Raw genomic sequence first — 17,277 nt, 5'->3', positions numbered from 1 at the left:
TTCGCCCGCATGAAGACCTGGAAGATCCTCCGCGACTGCCGCCTGAAAGGCGACGGAGTGCACCATGCCGTGCTCGGCATCGCCCGGATGCACAAACTCGCCCTCGCTGGATAGATCAGCGGCTCGTACGGCGGCAAGCCCTGCCCAGGGCGATCCGGAGATCATTTACGGGACAACCCTTAGGGCCCGGACAGTCGGACCTCACACGCGGCAGAGCTGAGAGCCCTAGTGATCTTCCGTCTCAGTTTCCGTCTCAGTTCGGGTCTGAGGGGGCCGGCTCGGGCCTTCCTCAGCGTCTCCGCCCGCTTCCTCGGCTACGCCCCAGAGTGCGTCACCGACCTGCAGCGGTCAGGTGCTCGCTGGCCTATTCGCGTCCGAGCTGGTGGAGAGACGAAGGATCTTGTCCCAGGTGACCACTAGCCCCGCCGCGGCGGCCGTGGCCAGGGCCACGCCCACAGCTGACGAAGCCAGGGCAAAGACGATGCCGGCGAGACACAAGGTGAACGCAGATCCCCGCAGCACCTGCTGCCGCCATGCTCTGCGCTCGCGGTGGCTGTGCAACAGCCCGTCGGCGGATACGTCCCCAGGTGCGAGATCTTGCAACCGGCCGCTGGCGAGCACTTTCAGGATTCGCTCCACTTCGAGCAGAGCACGCTTCGCACCGTCGATCCGATCAAGCTCAACCCCGTCCCGAAGCTCACGCACGAGGGCAGCGGCTGCTGCGAACCGAGCCACGACCTGGGGCATGGGGTTACGGCCGTCAGGAAGCGCACGTTGCACGGCATACCTCTCCAGCGCGATGGCGAAGTCTTCCAACGCTTGCACTGCCGCAACGTGCGGAGAGTTGAAGGATGATGCCGTCGGAGGCTCCTTCCCTGTTACCTCCAGAGGCTGGAGGAGTGCCTCATAGGCCCTACGCACCGTGACCGTCACGGCCTCGGTTGTCCACCGTTGCATGCCTTGGTTTGTGACAAGGGAGGCGATCACAGCAGTGATCAACATGGGCGTCACCCAGACCCCTATGGCGACGGCGTCGCGCCAGACGTGCCAGCTTGTGCGTTGGATGGCTGCTGCAAGGGCCCCACCCGCTGAGACGGACATCGCGACGGGGACAATCATCTTGAGAGCGAGTGCTCTCCGGGACGCCCGATGCAGGACGTCTTCGCGCTGCAAGTAGTCCAGCGTCGGACGGTCTGGACGCGTCGCCAAGGAGCTGTCGCGAACCTGGCGCACCAGGTGAGCGCGGCGCCGTCTTGCGTGTGCCCGCGCGTGAGCCCAGCAGATCCGTTCCAAGATCGTTCTGTTACGTCGGCGCTGCGAGGTTGCCGTCATGGTCAGGGCCCATATCGACAATGTCCAAGCAGCGAAGATGAGCGCCCCAAACTCGGCTTTCGACACGTCTCCCCCTCCGGAATATCGAGGGGCTCATCCCCATCGCAAGTCCCTATGCCCTGGGGAGGTTCACCAACGCCTCACTGTCAGTACGAAACCCTGTGCGAGCCGAGTACCGTCGATCTGACCACTGCGGGCCCGTGACCAGCACAGGATCAGGCTGCCGACCCGGCAGACGACCCTGCTTCGTGGTCTCAGTTCTAGTCTCATTCGCCGCCGTCCGGCCATGTCCGGACGGGGTCACCCCGAACGCTCCCCCGCAGGTCAGGACGGGTACGGCCCCCGCCGGACCTCCGTACGAACATTTGGAAAGCGTGTTGGGGGCAACCCCTCACGAGTTCGATCTCGTATCCTCCGCGAGTGCCTCACCGGCACGTGAAGGCCCCGACCGGGAAACCGGCCGGGGCCTTCTGCATGCCCCGGTCCGCGCGGGGCCGACAGACCGGGGCCTTCGGATCGGTGGCCTCGGCTGTGGGTCTACGGGTCCAGGAGGCGGGCCGATGCCTCCACGGAGGGCGGGAGGCGGCGGCGGGCACGCAAGGCGGCCGGGAGGCGTTCGAGCGTCTGGCGGAGTGCGTCGCGTGCCTCCGGGTCTCTCGGGGCGGCGGCGGCGAGTCTGCGGGTGTGGCGCAGTGCCACGGGTACCGGGCGGCGCAGCCAGGCCGTCAGGGCGGCGTTGCGGCGCTGGACCGCCGGGCGGCCGGGGCGTACGCCACCGGTCGGTGCGTGGACGGCCACCACGTCGGGGGCGTGGCACACGTCCCACCCGTGGGCCCTCAGGTCATAGGCCAGCAACGTCTCCTCGCCGCCCAGGAACAGCAGCGGGCTGTAGCCGCCCGCCTCCAAGTACGCCTCACGGCGGGCCACGGCCGCGCAGGCCAGGAAGCCCAGGACCCGCGGCCCGGGCAGATCGGCGCCGTCGCCGAGCGGGGACGCCGCAAGCATGGCGTTCAGCGGGTCCGGCGCGCCGCCGGGGCCCACCCGGATCCCGGCGGCGAGCAGCCCGAGCCGCTCGTGGCGGTCCAGCAGGTCCGCGGCGCGCGTCAGGGACCCGGGCTCCCACCAGGAGTCGTCGTCGCTGAACGCCACATAGGGCGTACGGGCGTGCCGTACCCCGACCGTGCGACCCGGCGCGCCCAGATTGAGGCCGGGGGCCAGGACGGTGACCGCCGGCCGCAGCCGCTCGACGGCTTCCCTGGTGCCGTCGGTCGACGCGTTGTCCACGACGATCACCGGCGGACGCTCGGGCATGCCGTCCAGGCGGTCGAGGGTCCGCAGCAGCTGGTCACGGCGGTTGTGGGTGATGACGACCACAGTGGTCCTCGGGTCGGCGGTCACGGCCGGGCTCCCTCCGTCGCTGAATGGGCCGGGAGACGAAGTGCCCCGATCAAGCCGCCCGGGCCGGATGGTCCCAGGGCAGGCCACCGGCCCGGATCGTCCTCCCTCTCGGGAAGGTCGCGCCCTCACGACAGCCGTGGGGCTCCCCCGTCACTCCTCGCTCTTCCTCCTGCTCTGTGCGCGGGCCTCGTCATCCTCCTCGCCGGCCTCGACCCCGGTCAGGGGCTCACCGCTGCCGGTGCCCGCCCGCTGGTACCCCTCCCGGGCGCCTGCGGTGCCGGGTACGACGCGTTCCTGTGCCTGGCGCTCGGAACCCGAGGTGGCTCCCGGTTGCTCCTCGTCGCGCGCCCGCGCGAACCGGTCCTTGCGCGGGGCGGCGTCGGGCGTGTGCTCGCTCATGTCGTGTCCTTCCGCCTGACGGGTGCGTCCGGAGCGCGGCTGCCCGTGAAAGGAGTCCGGGAAACGGCAGGGCGGGCCGCCGGGCGCATGCGGGGCGTGAGGCAGGGAAGGCGCCCGGTGGATGCGATGACCGGAGGTGACCATGCCAGGACGAGAGGAGCTTCCCTCGACGCTGGAGCGCTCGCCCGAGGAGGCGCGGCGCACCTGGATCAAGGCCCATGACTCGGCCGTGGAGCAGTACGGGGAGGGTGAACGGGCGCACCGGGTCGCCTTCAGCGCGCTCAAGCACACGTACGAGAAGGTCGGCGACCACTGGGAGCGCAAGGAACACGGGCGCAAGGGCCCGTCCGACCCGCGTGCCGCGACGCCCCGGGAGCGGCCGGCCCGCAGCGGTGAGGGCGTCGACGAGAACGCCACCAAGCGGCATCTGTACGACCTGGCCCAGCGTCTGGACATCAGCGGCCGTTCCCGGATGAGCAGGTCCGAACTGCTGGAGGCGATCCGTAAGGAGAACCGGTCACGGACGCGCGAGGCCCGTTCCCGGTAGACCGGTGGACCCGGAGCGGTAGACCGGGAGCGACAGAGCGGGTAGACCGGTGGACCGGGAGCGGGGGAGCGGCAGAGCGGGGGACCGATTGCTGTACGGGCGGTCCGGCTCGCCGTCACACGGCCGGGTCCCGTACGCCACGCCCCGCCGCCCGTCCCGCCCCCCTCACTCCCCCGAGTCGTCCGCGAGCACGACCAGCGTCTGGTCCGCCGCCACCAGGTCGTCGAGGGCGCACCTGACCTCGGCCACCACCCCCGAGAACGGGGCCAGGACGCGGTTCTCCATCTTCATCGCCTCGACGATCGCGAGAACCGCCCCCTCCTCGACCCTGTCCCCCACGGCGCACGTCACGCCGACGACCGCGCCCGGCATGGTCGTCTTCACCTCGTTGCCGGCGCTCTCCGCGTCCGCCTGGGCGTACGTCGGAAGGGACAGGACCGTGCGGTAGCCGTCGACGTTGATCTCGAAACCGCCGGCCGTCCGCGTGCCCGACCAGGCGCTGTCGCCCACCCTGCCGCGGAAGAGACCGTTCCGGCTGGTGACGTCGACGGTGAACGGCTGCCCCTCCACCCGGCAGCGCACCCCGGACGGCCGCGGACCGAGGAGCGTGGCCCGCAGCTCGCGCCGGCCGTCGCGCACCACCACCGCGCCCAGGGGCGCGGCCGGGTCCAGAGCGCCCCGGTCGAGCGCACCGGCGGAGCCGTGCCAGGGCGAGGCCGGCCCACCGGCCGGCGACGGCACCTCCATCGCCGCGGCGCACGCGGCGGCCCGGCAGCTCCGGTCGACCTGGCCCCGCTCGGCCACCATCCCGTTGACCAGGTGGGTGTCGAGGCGCCCGGCGACGACCCGCGGTTGGCTCAGCAGGTCACCGAGGAAGCCGAGATTGGTCGTCAGCCCCATCACCGCCGTGGCGCGAACCGCGTCCGTGAGCGTACGCAGCGCGGCCGCCCGGTCCGGCCCGTGGGCCACCAGCTTGGCGATCATCGGGTCGTAGAAGGAGGAGACCTCGCCGGCCCGGTCGAAGGCGGCCTCGACCCGTACCCCGTCGGGCCACTCCACCCGGTCCGCGCGGCCCGGGGCCGGCCGGAAGGACTCGTCCGGGTCCTCGGCGTAGACCCGGCACTCGATCGCGTGGCCGGTCGCGGTGATCTCGTGCTGCGCCAGCGGCAGCCGCTCTCCCGCGGCGACACGTAGCTGCCACTCCACCAGGTCGACGCCGGTGATCTCCTCCGTGACCGGGTGTTCCACCTGGAGGCGCGTGTTGGCCTCCAGGAAGTAGAAGCCGTCGTCGGAGTCGAGGATGTACTCGAAGGTTCCGGCGTTGACGTAGCCGAGCGCCTTCGCGCCGCGCAGGGCCGATTCCAGCAACGCGGCTCGCACATCGGCCGGGAGCCCCACGGCCGGGGCCTCCTCGACGACCTTCTGGTGCCGGCGCTGGAGCGAGCACTCCCGCTCGAAGAGGTGCACGACCTGGCCGTGGGTGTCTCCGAAGACCTGGACCTCGATGTGGCGCGGCCGGGAGACATACCGCTCGGCGAGCAGGCGCCCGTCGCCGAAGCTGCTGCGGCCGAGCCTGACGGCCGCGGCCACCGCCTCGGCCAGGTCGTCCGGGTGGTGGACGACCTGCATGCCCTTGCCGCCGCCTCCGGCGACCGGCTTGAGGATCACCGGGTAGCCGATGCGCTCCGCGTCGGCGGCCAGTTCGTCCAGTACCTCGCTGGCATGCTCGGACCCGGGCAGGACCGGGACGCCGGCGGCGGCCATCAGGGTCCGCGCCGTCGCCTTGTCCCCCATGGCCGCGATGGTCTCCGCGTCCGGACCGATCAGGACGAGGCCCGCCTCCGCGACGGCGGCCGCGAACGCGGGGCTCTCGGAGAGGAATCCGTAGCCGGGGTGCACGGCGTCGCATCCCGTGCGCAGCGCCGCGTCGATGAGACCGTCGATCCGGAGGTAGCTGTCGGTGGCGGGGCCGGGGCCCAGCCGGACCTGCTCGAACGCGCCCTCCAGGTGGGCGGCGGACCGGTCCGCGTCGGAGTGGACGGCCACGTACTCCACGTCCAGGCGACGGCACGTACGGGCGATCCTGCGCGCGATTTCGCCACGGTTGGCGATCAGGACTCGTTTCAGCATCTCCATCACATCCTGAACACGCCGAAGCGCGTCTCCTGCTGAGGGCCGTCGGCGGCCATGGCCAGGCAGAGGGTGAGCCACTCACGGGTGTCGGTGGGGTCCACCACGGCGTCCACCCACATGCGCGCCGCGTAGTACAGCGGGTGGGACTGGCGCTCGTAGGTGTCGATGATCGGCTGCTTGATGGCCGCCTCCTCCTCGGCGGAGAGGGTCCGGCCCTCCTTGGCGAGCTGGTCGCCGCGGATCAGCGCCATCACGGTCGCGGTCTGCTCCCCGCCCACGGCGGTCGACTTGGCGCTCGGCCACATCGCCATCATCCGCGGCCCCATCGACCGGCCGCACATGGCGAAGTTCCCGGCCCCGAAGCTGCCGCCGATCACCAGACTGAACTTGGGCACCTTGGCGCAGGAGACGGCGTTGACCAGCTTGGCGCCGTGCTTGGCGATCCCGGCGGCCTCGTACTCGGCGCCGACCATGAAGCCGTTGATGTTGTGCAGGAACAGCAGCGGGATGTCGCGCTGGACGCAGAGCTCGATGAAGTTGGCGGCCTTCTGGGCGCTTTCGGGGAACAGGACGCCGTCGTTGATCACCACACCGACCGGGTAGCCGCCGATGTGCCCGGTGCCGCACACGATGGTCGGCCCGTACCGGCTGCGGTACTCCACGAACTCGCTGCCGTCCAGCAGCCGTGCCAGCACCTCGCGCGCCGGGATGTGCTCACGGAGGCTGGCGCTGATGATGCCGGGCAGCTCCGCCGGGTCGTACAGCGGCGGGCGCGGTTCGCACGGCGGCGCCGACACCGCCGTCCTGCTGTCGCGGACGGCGATCTCGCGCACCAGCTCGATCGCGTGCTCGTCGTTCTCGGCGAGGTGGTCGGCGACACCGGTGGTACGGGTGTGCAGGTCCGCGCCGCCCAGCGTCTCGGCGTCCACGATCTCACCGGTCGCGGCACGCACCAGCTGCGGTCCGCCGAGGAAGATGGTGCCGTTGCCGCGCACGATCACCGCCTCGTCGCACATGGCGGGGATGTACGCGCCACCGGCCGTGCAGGAGCCCATCACCGCGGCGATCTGCGGCAGCCCGAGGGCGGACATCTCGGCGATGTTCCGGAACATGCGCCCCAGGTGGTACTCGTCCGGGAAGAGGTCCTCCTGCAAGGGCAGGTAGATGCCGCCGGAGTCGACCAGGTAGACGCACGGGAGCCCGTTCTGCCTGGCCACCTTCTGCGCCCGCAGCTGCTTCTGCACGGTGAGCGGGAAGTACGTACCTCCCTTCACGGTCGCGTCGTTGGCGAAGACCATGGTCGGCCGCCCGCCGACCGTACCCACACCGGTGACCAGTGCGGCGGAGGGAACGGGTTCGTCGTACACGTCGTGCGCGGCGAGCTGTCCGATCTCCAGGAACGGCGTCCCCGGGTCGAGCAGCCGCATCACCCGCTGGCGGGCGGTGAGTTTGCCGCGCTCGGCGTGTCTGCGGTGGGCCTTGTCGTTGCCGCCCGCGAGAGCGGCGGCACGCGCCTCCGCGATGAGGGCGCGCTTGTCGTCGAACGCGTCGGCATTGCGGCGGAACGTTTCGGACGAGGTGTCGATGTGGGAGCGAAGGATCGTCATCGGCAGGTGCTGACTGCTCTCGGTTCAGGTGGAAGGTTTCAGCGGTCAGGCGGTGGACGGAGAGGTGGCGGACGGAGAGGTGGCGCGGCGGCTCACCAGGAGCAGGGCCAGCGCGCTGATACCGGTCGCCACGGCCGCCCACACGAGGTCGACGTGCAGCCACACGGCCGCCACGGAGACGACACCGGCGATCGACTGGGCGACGAAGCCGCAGAGAGCCACCGCGTAGGCGCCCTGTGCGGGGACGGCGGTCACCGCGACCGCCATGCTGCTGGGGAACAGGGCCGCCTGGCCGAAGGTCGTGGCGCAGTAGAGCGCGACGAACACGACGAGGGCGGCCGTCGTGGGCAGTCCGGGTACCAGCCAGAGCACGAACATCAGCACCCCGGAGCACGTCATCACCGCGGCGCCGAGACGCATCAGCCAGGCCGAACCGACGGCGGAGACCAGCCGGTTCACCAGCATCGCACCGGCGAAGTAGGCCAGGCCGAACAGCAGCCCCAGGTTGCCGTAGGCGGCCGCGCTCAGACCGAAGCGCTGCTGGGTCACGAACGGCGCCACCTCCTGCAGCAGCACGATGGTGGCGAACCCGAGCCCGCCCGCGACGGTCGGCAGCAGGAACTGCCGTACGCCCAGGATGCCGAGGTAGATCCGCAGCATGCCGGTGGAGTCCCGCTTGTCCCGACCGGGCTCCAGCGGCAGGGTCATCACTCCGATCACCGCGACGGCACCCACCGCGGCCAGGACCGCGAAGCCGGCCCGCCAGTCCGCGTACCGGTCGATCAGACCGCCCAGGAACTGGCCTCCGCCGAGTGCCGACACGAACGCGATCGACAGCACCGACAGCCGGCGGGCGAGCGCGTCGCCGCCGCCGAGATCGCGTACGAAGATCCGGGCGATGATGGCCGCACCGCCGGCCCCGACGCCCTGGACGGCGCGGAGCGCCAGAAGCACGGTGACGGACTGGGTCACCACGAGCAGCACGCTGGATCCGACGAAGAGGACCAGCGAGGCGAGCACCGCCGCGCGCCGCCCGTACCGGTCGGCCGCCCGGCCCCAGAAGACCACGGGCGCGGCCGCGCCGATGACGAACAGCGACACCGACAGCGCGGCGAGACCGCGGGAGGCGTGCAGGTCGTGGGCGACGGCCGGGAGGGCAGGGAGGTAGATGGTGGTGGCCATCTGGGCCATGAACACCAGCAGGCAGCCCACCAGGAGGGTGCGGCGTTCCGGCTTGGGTGCCTGGGGCGCTTGGGGTGCCTGGGGTGTCTTCGGTGCCTGGGGCTGCTCAGACATGGAGGTCCCTCAGCTCCTTGAGCTGACGGCAGAAGTCCTCGATCTCCGCCGTGCTCATGTTGGCGCGCAGCATCAGCCGCAGCCCCGCCTTGCCGCGGGCGATGACGGGGAAGAAGATCGGCGAGGCGTAGTAGCCGCGTTCCAGCAGGGACTGTCCGAGCCGGACCGTCGCGTCCTCGGAACCGATGTCGACGAAACGGATGGGCAGCCCGTCGCCGCTCAGCGCGGTCGGCACAAGGCTGTCGAAGAGGTCGACGTTGCTCCGCAACCGCTTCTGCAGCAGGTCGAGTTCGTCGGAGCGGTGCAGCTCCGCCGAGGCCAGTACGGCCCCGAGGCCGGCGGTGTTGATCCGCTGGGACCACATCAGGGGCCCGCCGTTGCGCAGTGCCACGTCGCGCCGCTCCAGCGACCCGCGGGGCCCGAGGAAGATGGCGCCTCCGGAAGCGCCGAAGCCCTTGTTCAGTGACGTGATGATCAGCGTACGGTCGTTGATCGCGCCCATGGTCTCCAGCACCACGCCGCGGCCGCGCGTCCCGACGGTGGAGATGCCGTGCGCCTCGTCGAAGAAGAGGAACAGGCCGTACTTCTCCTGCAACCGCAGCAGTTCGGCGACGGGCGCCTGGCCGCCGGTGCTGTAGACGCCGTCCGCGACGTAGGCGACCTGGGGGTGCTTGCGGCAGAGGTCCTCGAGGGCGTCGATGTCGTTGTGGGGGATCGTGACGACTTCGGTCTCGTCGGCGACGTTCGCCTTCATGGCGTTGAGGCAGAAGTGGGCGTGCTTGTCGAACACCATCAGCGGGGGTGTCCCGCCGGTCAGCAGGCCGGAGGCGAGCAGGGGCAGGGCGGCCCAGGCGGCGGCGGCACAGGAGGCGACCGTGACGGCCTCCACGTCGAACAGCTCGGAGAGCGCGTCCTCGGCGTCCTTGAGGGCGGCGAAGCGGATGCGCATCCGGGAGGTCGAGGTGTTGAGCGCTCCCTCGGCGAGCACGGCGTCAGCGGCGGCCCGGACGATCTTCGGGTGGGTGTCGAGCCCGAGATACGAGTACGAGGACATGTTGACGAACTCGTGCCCGTCGGCGAGCGAGCGGTGGCGCCCGTCCCCGAGACCGGCGGCGACGATGTCGAACATGCCGGCCTCGGTGGTGACTTCCCAGAAGTCGTGGCTGATCTTCGCCGACTTCTTGATGTTCATGAACGTGTGCACGGCAAGGCTCCAGGGGGATGCGGCAGGGGGCGGGGCAGGGTCGGGGAGACGCCCTGAAAGTGCGGGCCCTAGGGGTACGGGCCGTAGGGGTGCGGTCCCTAGGGGTACGGTCCCTAGGGGTGCGGTCCCTAGGGGTACTCGTAGAAGCCGCGGCCCGTCTTGCGGCCGAGCAGTCCGGACTCGACCATGCGCGACAGCAGCGGTGGCGGCGAGTACAGCGGCTCGCGGAACTCGCCGTAGAGGGCCTCGGCGGCCGCGGCGACCACATCGAGTCCGACCATGTCGCACAGGCGCAGCGGGCCCATGGGGTGACCACAGCCGAGTTGCATGCCCTGGTCGACGACCTCGGCGGACGCGAAGCCCGACTCGACCATGCGTACCGCCGCGACCAGGTAGGGCACGAGCAGGGCGTTCACCACGAAACCGCTGCGGTCACCGGACGGGATGGGCTGCTTCCCCAGCTGCTCGGCGAGGAAGACCTCGACGCGGTCACGTACGGACTCGTCCGTGAGCAGCGTCGGCACCACCTCGACCAGCGGCATCGAGCTCACCGGGTTGAAGAAGTGGATGCCGACGACGCGCCGCGGGTGCGTGGCGGCGCGGGCGAGGCGCGTGATGCTGATCGCCGAGGTGGTGGAGGCCAGCACGGCGTCCTCGTCGACCACCTTGTCGAGGGTGGCGAAGAGCTCGGTCTTGAGCGCCTCGTCCTCGGGAATCGCCTCGACGACCAACTGCCTGTCGGCGAGGTCGCCGAGGTCGGTGGTGACGAAGACGCGGGCCACCGCCGCGTCCCGCTCGGCCTGGGTCAGCTTCCCCTTGGCGACACGCCGGTCCAGGGCTGCCGCGATCCGTCGCGGCGCGGAGGTCAGCGAGGACTCGCGGGACACGGCGAGGCGAACGTCCAGGCCGCTGAGGGCGCAGAGTTCGGCGATCCCGGCACCCATCGTGCCCGACCCGACGACACCGACCCGCTCGACCGGACGGGCGGCGGCGTGGGGGGCCGGCGCCGGGTGGGGGGCCGCCTCGGGGGCGACCCGGCCGGCGGTGGTCTCCGTCGCGGTCCCGTTCACAGCCGTACCCCCTGCGGCACGGCGGCGGCGCGGGAAGCCGCGGGGACGGTTCGGTGACCGCCGTCGAAGCGGTTTCTTTTCGTGGCCCTGTTGAATGCGCGCACCGTCGTACTCCAGAGATTCTGCGAATGAGCTCCGCCGGGCAGCTCATGGCCGCCCGGCGGATTTCGAAGAATTCCCAAGCACTGTGCGCACTGTCAATCGGCAATTAACTGCCGGTTCCGCAATCCGGACGAAGCCACCCAGAGCGGCGGACCGGGAAAATTTGCCGGTCCATTCCCATTGAATCCTGCGACGGCTCCTGTGTATTCAGTTCATGAGCACGACCACGAAGCGCAGTTGCTGGTGTCCCGCCGGGATCAGCACCTGGGTCACCACGTCGATCACTTCAGGAGACACATGCGGTAGCCGTAGCCGGAAGGTGTGCCCGTCCCGGTTGGCGACGACGCAGTTCCGACCGCGCCAGAACTCGGCGCAGTCCGGGTCCCGCAGGACGTCCCGGAGCAGGGCCACGAGATCGGGGTCGTCGGGGTGCTGCGCCATGGCGAACCGGACCATCGCCAGGTAGATCCGGGCATGCCGCTCCCAGTCGAGCAGCTGCTCGCGCGCTTCGCCGGACAGCAGCACCCACCGGATGAGGTTGGCGCCCGGAGCGAGGACCCACGGGAACCACTCCGCCATCGCCTGGTTGTGGCCGACGATGTTCCAGCAGCTGTCGACGAGGTAGGCGGGCCTGGGCAGCTGCCGGTCGAGCTGCGCTTGCAGGGGCGACAGATCCGGGGGGCGCCGGGAGACCGGCGGGGCGACGTACGGGGTGCCGCCGAGGGCGTAGAGGTAGAGCGTGGCCCGCTCGTCGGCGTCGAGCAGAAGCACGTCCGCCAACCCGGCCAGCACCCGCCGGTCCAGCCGGGGCAGGGCGCCCCGCTCCAGGTCGCGGTACCAGCGCTCGCTCATACCGACGCGCCCGGCGACTTCGATCTGCGGCAACGCTTTTCCGAGATTGAGTCGCTCACCGGCCCGCTGACGCCAACTGCGCAGCAATGCGCCGATTGCTGGGGGCTCCTCAAAGCGCTCTGCAGTGTCCCCCGGGAGCACCATCGCCCTGTTCTCCGTTCTGTTTTTTCTATTTCGGTACGCTGACCCGCCCTCAGGCGCCGCGTGTGAATTGAATCACCGCTGTGCGGGGCGTCCGTCAGGAGTGGCTACTGGCCAGTAAAGGATGCTATCCCGGCCAACGTCCCGCCCCGCCGATCCGCCGACGACCTACGGCCCGCCCGCCGACACCCACGCCGCGCCAGGCCGCGCCGCCCTTCACCGGTTCGAGCGACGCGCGGAGGAAGTGACGTTCCGCCCGACCGGGCGCTCTGTGATCGTCGGAATACTCGCCGCTACGCCCCTCTGGGCGCTCTCACTCTGGAGGAAAGATGCGGAAGTTGGCGACGGTCGCGGTGGCGGCGGGGTTGTTCGTCGGGGGGATGGGGGCCGCGGTGGCGGACGGATGGCGCAAGATCCCGCCGCTGACGACCGCCGGCGTCCACTTCGCCGAGGGGAGGTACGAGTGGGAGCCCAAGGGGCAGGGCCACGGAGGCCTCCACTTCAGGGGCTGGCTGCGGGACACCGCGAAGAACGACGGCCACAACGTCTACCTGGACACGAAGGTGGAGGGCTATGCCTGGAAGCGGTTCAAGGGCGTACAGAAGAAGAGCGTCCTCCTGGACAAGGTGATCTACGACGGCGCCGTGCTGCAGACGGGTGAGGCGTGGCTCCGCGCCTGTCGCGACCGAGGCTCCCTGCGCCCGGACAACTGCTCGGACACCATGTACTACAAGCGCTGAGTCCGCTGGTCCGACGTCTCGGAGGCCGCCGTCGCGGCCTCCGTACGCAAGGAGTTCGCATCACGATGGACGCCATTCTCCGCGCCGAGGGCGTGGACCTCTTCTACGGAACGCACCAGGCCGTCAGCGGTGCGGACTTCTCCCTGCGAGCCGGTGAAGTGGCCGCCGTCATGGGAAGCAGCGGATCGGGCAAGTCGTCGCTGCTGTACTGCCTGGCCGGAGTTCTGGCTCCGTCGCACGGCACGGTGTCCTTCGACGGAACCGCCTTCTCGACGCTCGACGACGACGCGCTGAGCACTCTGCGACGGGAGCGCTTCGGCTTCGTCTTCCAGTACGGGGAGCTGCTGCCCGAGCTGACCGCCGAGGAGAACGCGGCCCTGCCCCTGCGTCTCGCCGGCCGCCGCAAGGCCCCGGCGCACGCGGCGGCCGGCGAGGTGCTGCAACGGCTCGGAATGGCCGAGTTGTCGCAACGCCGGACCTCTCAGCTCTCCGGCGGCCAGAGTCAGCGGGTGGCGGTCGCGCGGGCGCTCGTCCACCGCCCCGCTGTGATCTTCGCCGACGAGCCGACCGGCGCCCTCGACAGCGCCAACGCCGCGGCCGTACTGAAGGAGTTCCTGCGCCTGGCACGAGATCAGGGGACCGCCGTCGTGATCGTCACGCACGATGCGACCGTCGCCTCGCACGCCGACTCCCAGTACACGATGGCCGACGGCGTGCTGACGCAACGGGTGGCGGCATGAACCCCTTCCTCCTTGGGCTCCGCCTGCTGAGCGGCGGCGGCCGGCAGGGCCGCGCTCGCTTCCTTCTCATGACCTTCGGCTGCTCGCTCGGCGTTGCCTGCCTCGCCGCCGTCCTCACCATTCCGGCGATCCTCTCGGCCCATGACGCGCGAACCGCCGTCCGTGAGCCACAAGCAGCGGTGCGGGAAGGCTCGAGTCCTCACTCCGGCATCGTCTTTCTCACCCACGAGGACACCTACGGATCCCAGCGCCTGCGCCGTGTGTTCCTCGCCGGCCCGGTGTCCAGCGCCTCCCCGGTCCCGCCGGGGCTCAGTCGTCTGCCCGCTGCCGGTGAGGTGATCCCCTCTCCCCGTCTCCGGGAGGCGTTGGCGGACCACCCAGGACTGGCGGGACTGCTGCCGGGCCGAGTGAGCGGCACCATCGGACCGGAGGGGCTCACCGGCCCCGACGAGCTGTACGCCTACATCGGCAGTACACCCGCCCAGCTCTCCCAGGCCCAACCCTTGCACCACTTCGGCGGTCGGTACCCCCGGTTCAACGCGGTGGAGGAGTCCACCCTCGACATCCTGCGCTTCACGCTCGCCTGCGTGGTGCTGCTGCCCCTCGCCGTCTTCCTCTCGGTCTGTGCCCGCCTGTCCGCCGAGTCGCGGGCACGCAGGCTCGCCTCTCTGCGTCTGGTGGGGTTGAGCATCAAGGGCACCCTCCGGGTCAATGCCGCGGAGACTGTCGCGGCAGCGTTCCTCGGGGCGCTCCTGGGCGTCGGCGGGTATTTCGCCGTCAACGCGATCGTGGCCCGGATCGGGCTGCCGGGCCTCCACTGGTACCCGGCCGACGGCTACCCGACCGTCTCCACACTCGCTGTCTGCCTGCTGGCCTGCCCCGCCCTCGCCTGGTTCGTCGGCCGGCACCACGCCCGCGAGGCCGCGCTCACCCCGCTCAACGTGCGCCGGACCGCCGAGCGGAAGCCGCCCAACAAGTACGGAACGCTGGTCCTCGTACCGGGCCTCGGCATCATCGGCGGCTACTGCGTCCTCAGCGTCCTCGGCCGCGACCCGTCGGGCGGGTCCGCCAGCTCGTTCCTCGTACCGGGCGCCGTTCTGCTGACCGGAGCCGGACTGGTCTTCGGACTCGCTCCCGTCACCTCGTGGCTCGCACGCCGCCTCGCTCACACGGCGCGTTCACTTCCGCTGACTCTCGCCATGCGCCGGATGGAAGTCGAGCCGGGAAGTTCGCTGCGGGTGGTCACCGGCCTCGTCCTGCTCGTCTACGCCACCTCGCTCACCCAGGGCGTCCTCGTCGAACTCAGCCAGGTCAGCCGTAACTCCTCGCCCGTTCAGACGTACCGCCTCCCGCTGACGGACCTGGCGCCGCAGCAGCGGGAGAGGATGACCGGGGTGGAGCGCGTACGGACCCACGCGATCACCATGACCTCGTGGACGCCGGACGACGGCTCCGTCGAACCGGGCATCCTCGCCGCCGTCGCCACCTGTGACCAGTTCTCCGCGTTCACGAAATCGTTGAGCGGTTGCGTCGAGGGCAAGGTGCTCAGAGTGAGGCACTCCAACCTCACCGAGGAGCAGGGCACGAAGCCCGGTGCTTCCTACCCGTTCCTCTTGGACGACGGCCGGAAGATCGCGGTCGCTGTTCCGCAGGAGACGGCCGTCGTCCGGAACTTCGATCTGCCCGGCATCGCCCCGGACGTGCTCATCCCCCCGTCCCGTCTCCCCGCCGGAGCCCTCCCCGCCACGGGAGACCTCAACCTCCTGAGCGCCTCCGACCCCGAAACCGTCCGCACCGTCCTCGACGGCATCGGCACCATCGCCCCCACCGCCGACGTCGAACCCGTCGGCATCGTCGTCGAGTCCCTCCAGCAGCTCACCGTCATCCGCAGCCTCCTCGCCTCCGGCATGGTCCTCGGGCTCGTCATCAGCGTCGCCGCGTTCGTCGTGTCCGTCGCCGACCGGGCCATGGAGCGGCGGAGCCAGGTCACCGCCCTCGCGCTGCTCGGGGCCCGGGCCGGGACCTTGCGGGCCGCGCAAGTGGTGCAGGTACTCGTGCCGTTGGCGATCGGGCTGGGGGCCGCCGTGGTCACCGGGTGGCTCGCCGAGTCGAGTTACCTGATCACCGGAGGCGGGTCGGTTCACTGGGACTGGAGTGGCCTTCCGTTGCTCGTCGGGTGCACCCTCGGCGTGCTCCTCGCCGCCGGGGCCGCTTCGCTGCCGCTCGTGCGGCGCCATGTCGATCCGGAGCACATTCGGCGCGACTGAACCGAGTTCGGCCGACAGGTGCGGTCACCTCCGGATCGATGCCGGGCACAGGTGCGGGCTCACGCCGCCAGCGCGTGGGCCGTGCGGAGAGCGACCCGGCCCGTGAGGGCGAGGATCGCCGCCGCCGAGAGGAGGCCGGTGGCGAGGGCCGTCCACCACAGGGCGGCTGGGCCCAGACCGGTGTAGACGGTGACCCCCAGGGTGAGGGCGGCGAAGCGGGCGACGCCCCACGTCCAGCCGAAGGCGCCCTGGTAGCGGCCCCGGGCGTGCTCCGGGGCGAGGTTGGCGACGACCGCCGCCGCGATGCCCGCGACGCACACCTCGCCCAGGGACCAGACGACCACCGACACCGTGTAACCCACCACGCCGTCCGCGAGGCCGGTCAGCGCCACCCCGGCGGCGATCAGCACACCGCCCGCGCACTGCACCGGCAACTGGGGGAGGCCGGCCAGCCGCGCGGTGACGAAGGGCTGGAGCACGACCACCAGGATCGCGTTGACCGCCGCCATCGCCCCGTACACCGCCGGGGAGAGACCGCTGTCCTGGATGGCGAGCGGCAGGGCGACCTCGGTGAGGGAGTAGACGAAGAGCTGGAGGCCGAGAAGCGGCAGCAGCGCGAGGGCCAGCCGGTCACGGAACACGACGCCGTAGCCGAGTCCGCCGCCGTCCTGAGCGACGTCCGGGGCGACATGCTGGGTGACATCCGGGGCGACGTCCGGGGTGACGTCCGAACCGGCCTCCGCGACGGCTTCCCCAGCCGCCCGCTTCCCGCGCGGCGGCTCGCTCAGGCGGGTGGCGACCACGGCCGCGTAGGTCAGCATGGTGGCGACGTCGACCGCGAAGAGCAGCCAGTACCCCTGCGCGGCCAGGAAGCCGCCGAGGACGCCCGCCACCGCCGTACCGATGTTGACGCCCCAGCCGAGCAGGGCGTACGCGCGCTGGCGGCGCTCGGCGTCGACCGCGTCGGCCATGAACGCGTACGAGGCCGGCCCCACCAGCGCACCCGCCGCGCTGATCAGGAGCGCCGCGGCCGCCATCGTCCAGACCCCCGGCGCCACGAACAGCGCCCCCTGCGCGAACGACGCGCCGAGGAGTCCGATCAGCATGGTGGGACGGCGGCCGATCCGGTCGGCGAGGACTCCGCCCAGCGCCGGTCCGAGCAGATTGCCCGCGCCGAGCGCGCCGAGGACGTACGAGGTGTCGGCGCCCGTGACACCGCGCGAGGCGAGGAAGAAGACGAGGAAGGGGGTGACCAGATAGCCGAGACGGTTGACGATCGTGCCGGCGAACACGGTCCAGACGGAGGACGGAAGGCCGCGGAAGGTGGAGAGCATGCGAGGAGGGTGCGGGCCGGCCGCCTCACCGAGCCAATGATTAAGCTCAGACCGAATCCATCAACGAGTTTCGATTCGCGAGACGAGCGCGGAGCCCGTGCGCGGTTCCGCGTCT

The 17,277-nt window shown here is 70.9% G+C and carries 14 protein-coding genes and 1 pseudogene; 5 read left to right on the top strand and 10 right to left on the bottom strand.

The window, feature by feature from the left end:
* Positions 1-114: pseudogene (locus ACWDX6_RS10845) on the top strand (IS5/IS1182 family transposase); the annotation flags it as partial.
* Between the two features lie 234 nt (positions 115-348).
* Here the strand turns inward: ACWDX6_RS10845 and ACWDX6_RS10840 are convergent.
* The 3 genes from ACWDX6_RS10840 to ACWDX6_RS10830 form a co-directional block, all read right to left on the bottom strand.
* Entirely contained in the window at positions 349-1,173 is an 825-nt protein-coding gene (locus ACWDX6_RS10840) for a hypothetical protein (protein WP_451484598.1), read from the bottom strand.
* A 696-nt stretch (positions 1,174-1,869) separates the two neighbouring features.
* The gene (locus ACWDX6_RS10835) at positions 1,870-2,730 is read right to left on the bottom strand and encodes a glycosyltransferase family 2 protein (protein ID WP_451484597.1); all 861 of its coding nucleotides are present in this window, start codon (positions 2,728-2,730) and stop codon (positions 1,870-1,872) included.
* Positions 2,731-2,880: 150 nt separating this feature from the next.
* A complete protein-coding gene (locus ACWDX6_RS10830; protein WP_451484596.1) occupies positions 2,881-3,129 on the bottom strand; it encodes a hypothetical protein in 249 nt (82 codons plus the stop codon).
* Between the two features lie 142 nt (positions 3,130-3,271).
* On the opposite strand from ACWDX6_RS10830, the gene ACWDX6_RS10825 reads away from it, so the two are divergent.
* Positions 3,272-3,676 (top strand): ChaB family protein, encoded by a 405-nt coding sequence (locus ACWDX6_RS10825; RefSeq protein WP_451484595.1) that lies wholly within the window; start codon positions 3,272-3,274, stop codon positions 3,674-3,676.
* 165 nt (positions 3,677-3,841) lie between these two features.
* Here ACWDX6_RS10825 and ACWDX6_RS10820 read toward each other — a convergent pair whose 3' ends face one another.
* From ACWDX6_RS10820 to ACWDX6_RS10795, 6 genes are all read right to left on the bottom strand, one after another.
* Positions 3,842-5,806 carry an acetyl/propionyl/methylcrotonyl-CoA carboxylase subunit alpha gene (locus ACWDX6_RS10820; protein WP_451484594.1) on the bottom strand — a complete coding sequence of 655 codons (1,965 nt, stop codon included), beginning with the start codon at positions 5,804-5,806 and terminating at the stop codon, positions 3,842-3,844.
* A gap of 5 nt (positions 5,807-5,811) precedes the next feature.
* The gene (locus ACWDX6_RS10815; RefSeq protein WP_451484593.1) at positions 5,812-7,416 is read right to left on the bottom strand and encodes a carboxyl transferase domain-containing protein; all 1,605 of its coding nucleotides are present in this window, start codon (positions 7,414-7,416) and stop codon (positions 5,812-5,814) included.
* Positions 7,417-7,461: 45 nt separating this feature from the next.
* Positions 7,462-8,712 (bottom strand): MFS transporter, encoded by a 1,251-nt coding sequence (locus tag ACWDX6_RS10810; RefSeq protein WP_451484592.1) that lies wholly within the window; start codon positions 8,710-8,712, stop codon positions 7,462-7,464.
* The gene (locus ACWDX6_RS10805) at positions 8,705-9,916 is read right to left on the bottom strand and encodes an 8-amino-7-oxononanoate synthase family protein (RefSeq protein ID WP_451484591.1); all 1,212 of its coding nucleotides are present in this window, start codon (positions 9,914-9,916) and stop codon (positions 8,705-8,707) included. The genes ACWDX6_RS10810 and ACWDX6_RS10805 overlap by 8 nt, the downstream gene beginning before the upstream one ends.
* 128 nt (positions 9,917-10,044) lie before the next feature.
* On the bottom strand, positions 10,045-10,986 hold the full coding sequence (locus ACWDX6_RS10800) for a 3-hydroxybutyryl-CoA dehydrogenase (RefSeq protein ID WP_451484590.1): 942 nt from the start codon (positions 10,984-10,986) through the stop codon (positions 10,045-10,047).
* Between the two features lie 309 nt (positions 10,987-11,295).
* Positions 11,296-12,084, bottom strand: coding sequence for a helix-turn-helix transcriptional regulator (locus tag ACWDX6_RS10795; RefSeq protein ID WP_451484589.1), 789 nt, complete (start codon positions 12,082-12,084; stop codon positions 11,296-11,298).
* Positions 12,085-12,410: 326 nt separating this feature from the next.
* Here ACWDX6_RS10795 and ACWDX6_RS10790 point away from each other — a divergent pair, with 326 nt between their 5' ends.
* The 3 genes from ACWDX6_RS10790 to ACWDX6_RS10780 all read left to right on the top strand — a co-directional run bounded on the left by ACWDX6_RS10790 (position 12,411) and on the right by ACWDX6_RS10780 (position 15,828).
* Positions 12,411-12,821 carry a hypothetical protein gene (locus ACWDX6_RS10790; protein WP_451484588.1) on the top strand — a complete coding sequence of 137 codons (411 nt, stop codon included), beginning with the start codon at positions 12,411-12,413 and terminating at the stop codon, positions 12,819-12,821.
* Positions 12,822-12,886: 65 nt separating this feature from the next.
* Entirely contained in the window at positions 12,887-13,561 is a 675-nt protein-coding gene (locus ACWDX6_RS10785) for an ABC transporter ATP-binding protein (RefSeq protein WP_451484587.1), read from the top strand.
* On the top strand, positions 13,558-15,828 hold the full coding sequence (locus ACWDX6_RS10780; RefSeq protein ID WP_451484586.1) for an FtsX-like permease family protein: 2,271 nt from the start codon (positions 13,558-13,560) through the stop codon (positions 15,826-15,828). The genes ACWDX6_RS10785 and ACWDX6_RS10780 overlap by 4 nt, the downstream gene beginning before the upstream one ends.
* Positions 15,829-15,887: 59 nt before the next feature.
* On the opposite strand, the gene ACWDX6_RS10775 is transcribed toward ACWDX6_RS10780, so the two are convergent.
* Entirely contained in the window at positions 15,888-17,162 is a 1,275-nt protein-coding gene (locus ACWDX6_RS10775; protein ID WP_451484585.1) for an MFS transporter, read from the bottom strand.
* Positions 17,163-17,277: the final 115 nt, after the last annotated feature.

Source organism: Streptomyces sp. NPDC003027 (assembly GCF_053591435.1).
This window is presented reverse-complemented; position numbering and strand designations above follow the sequence as displayed.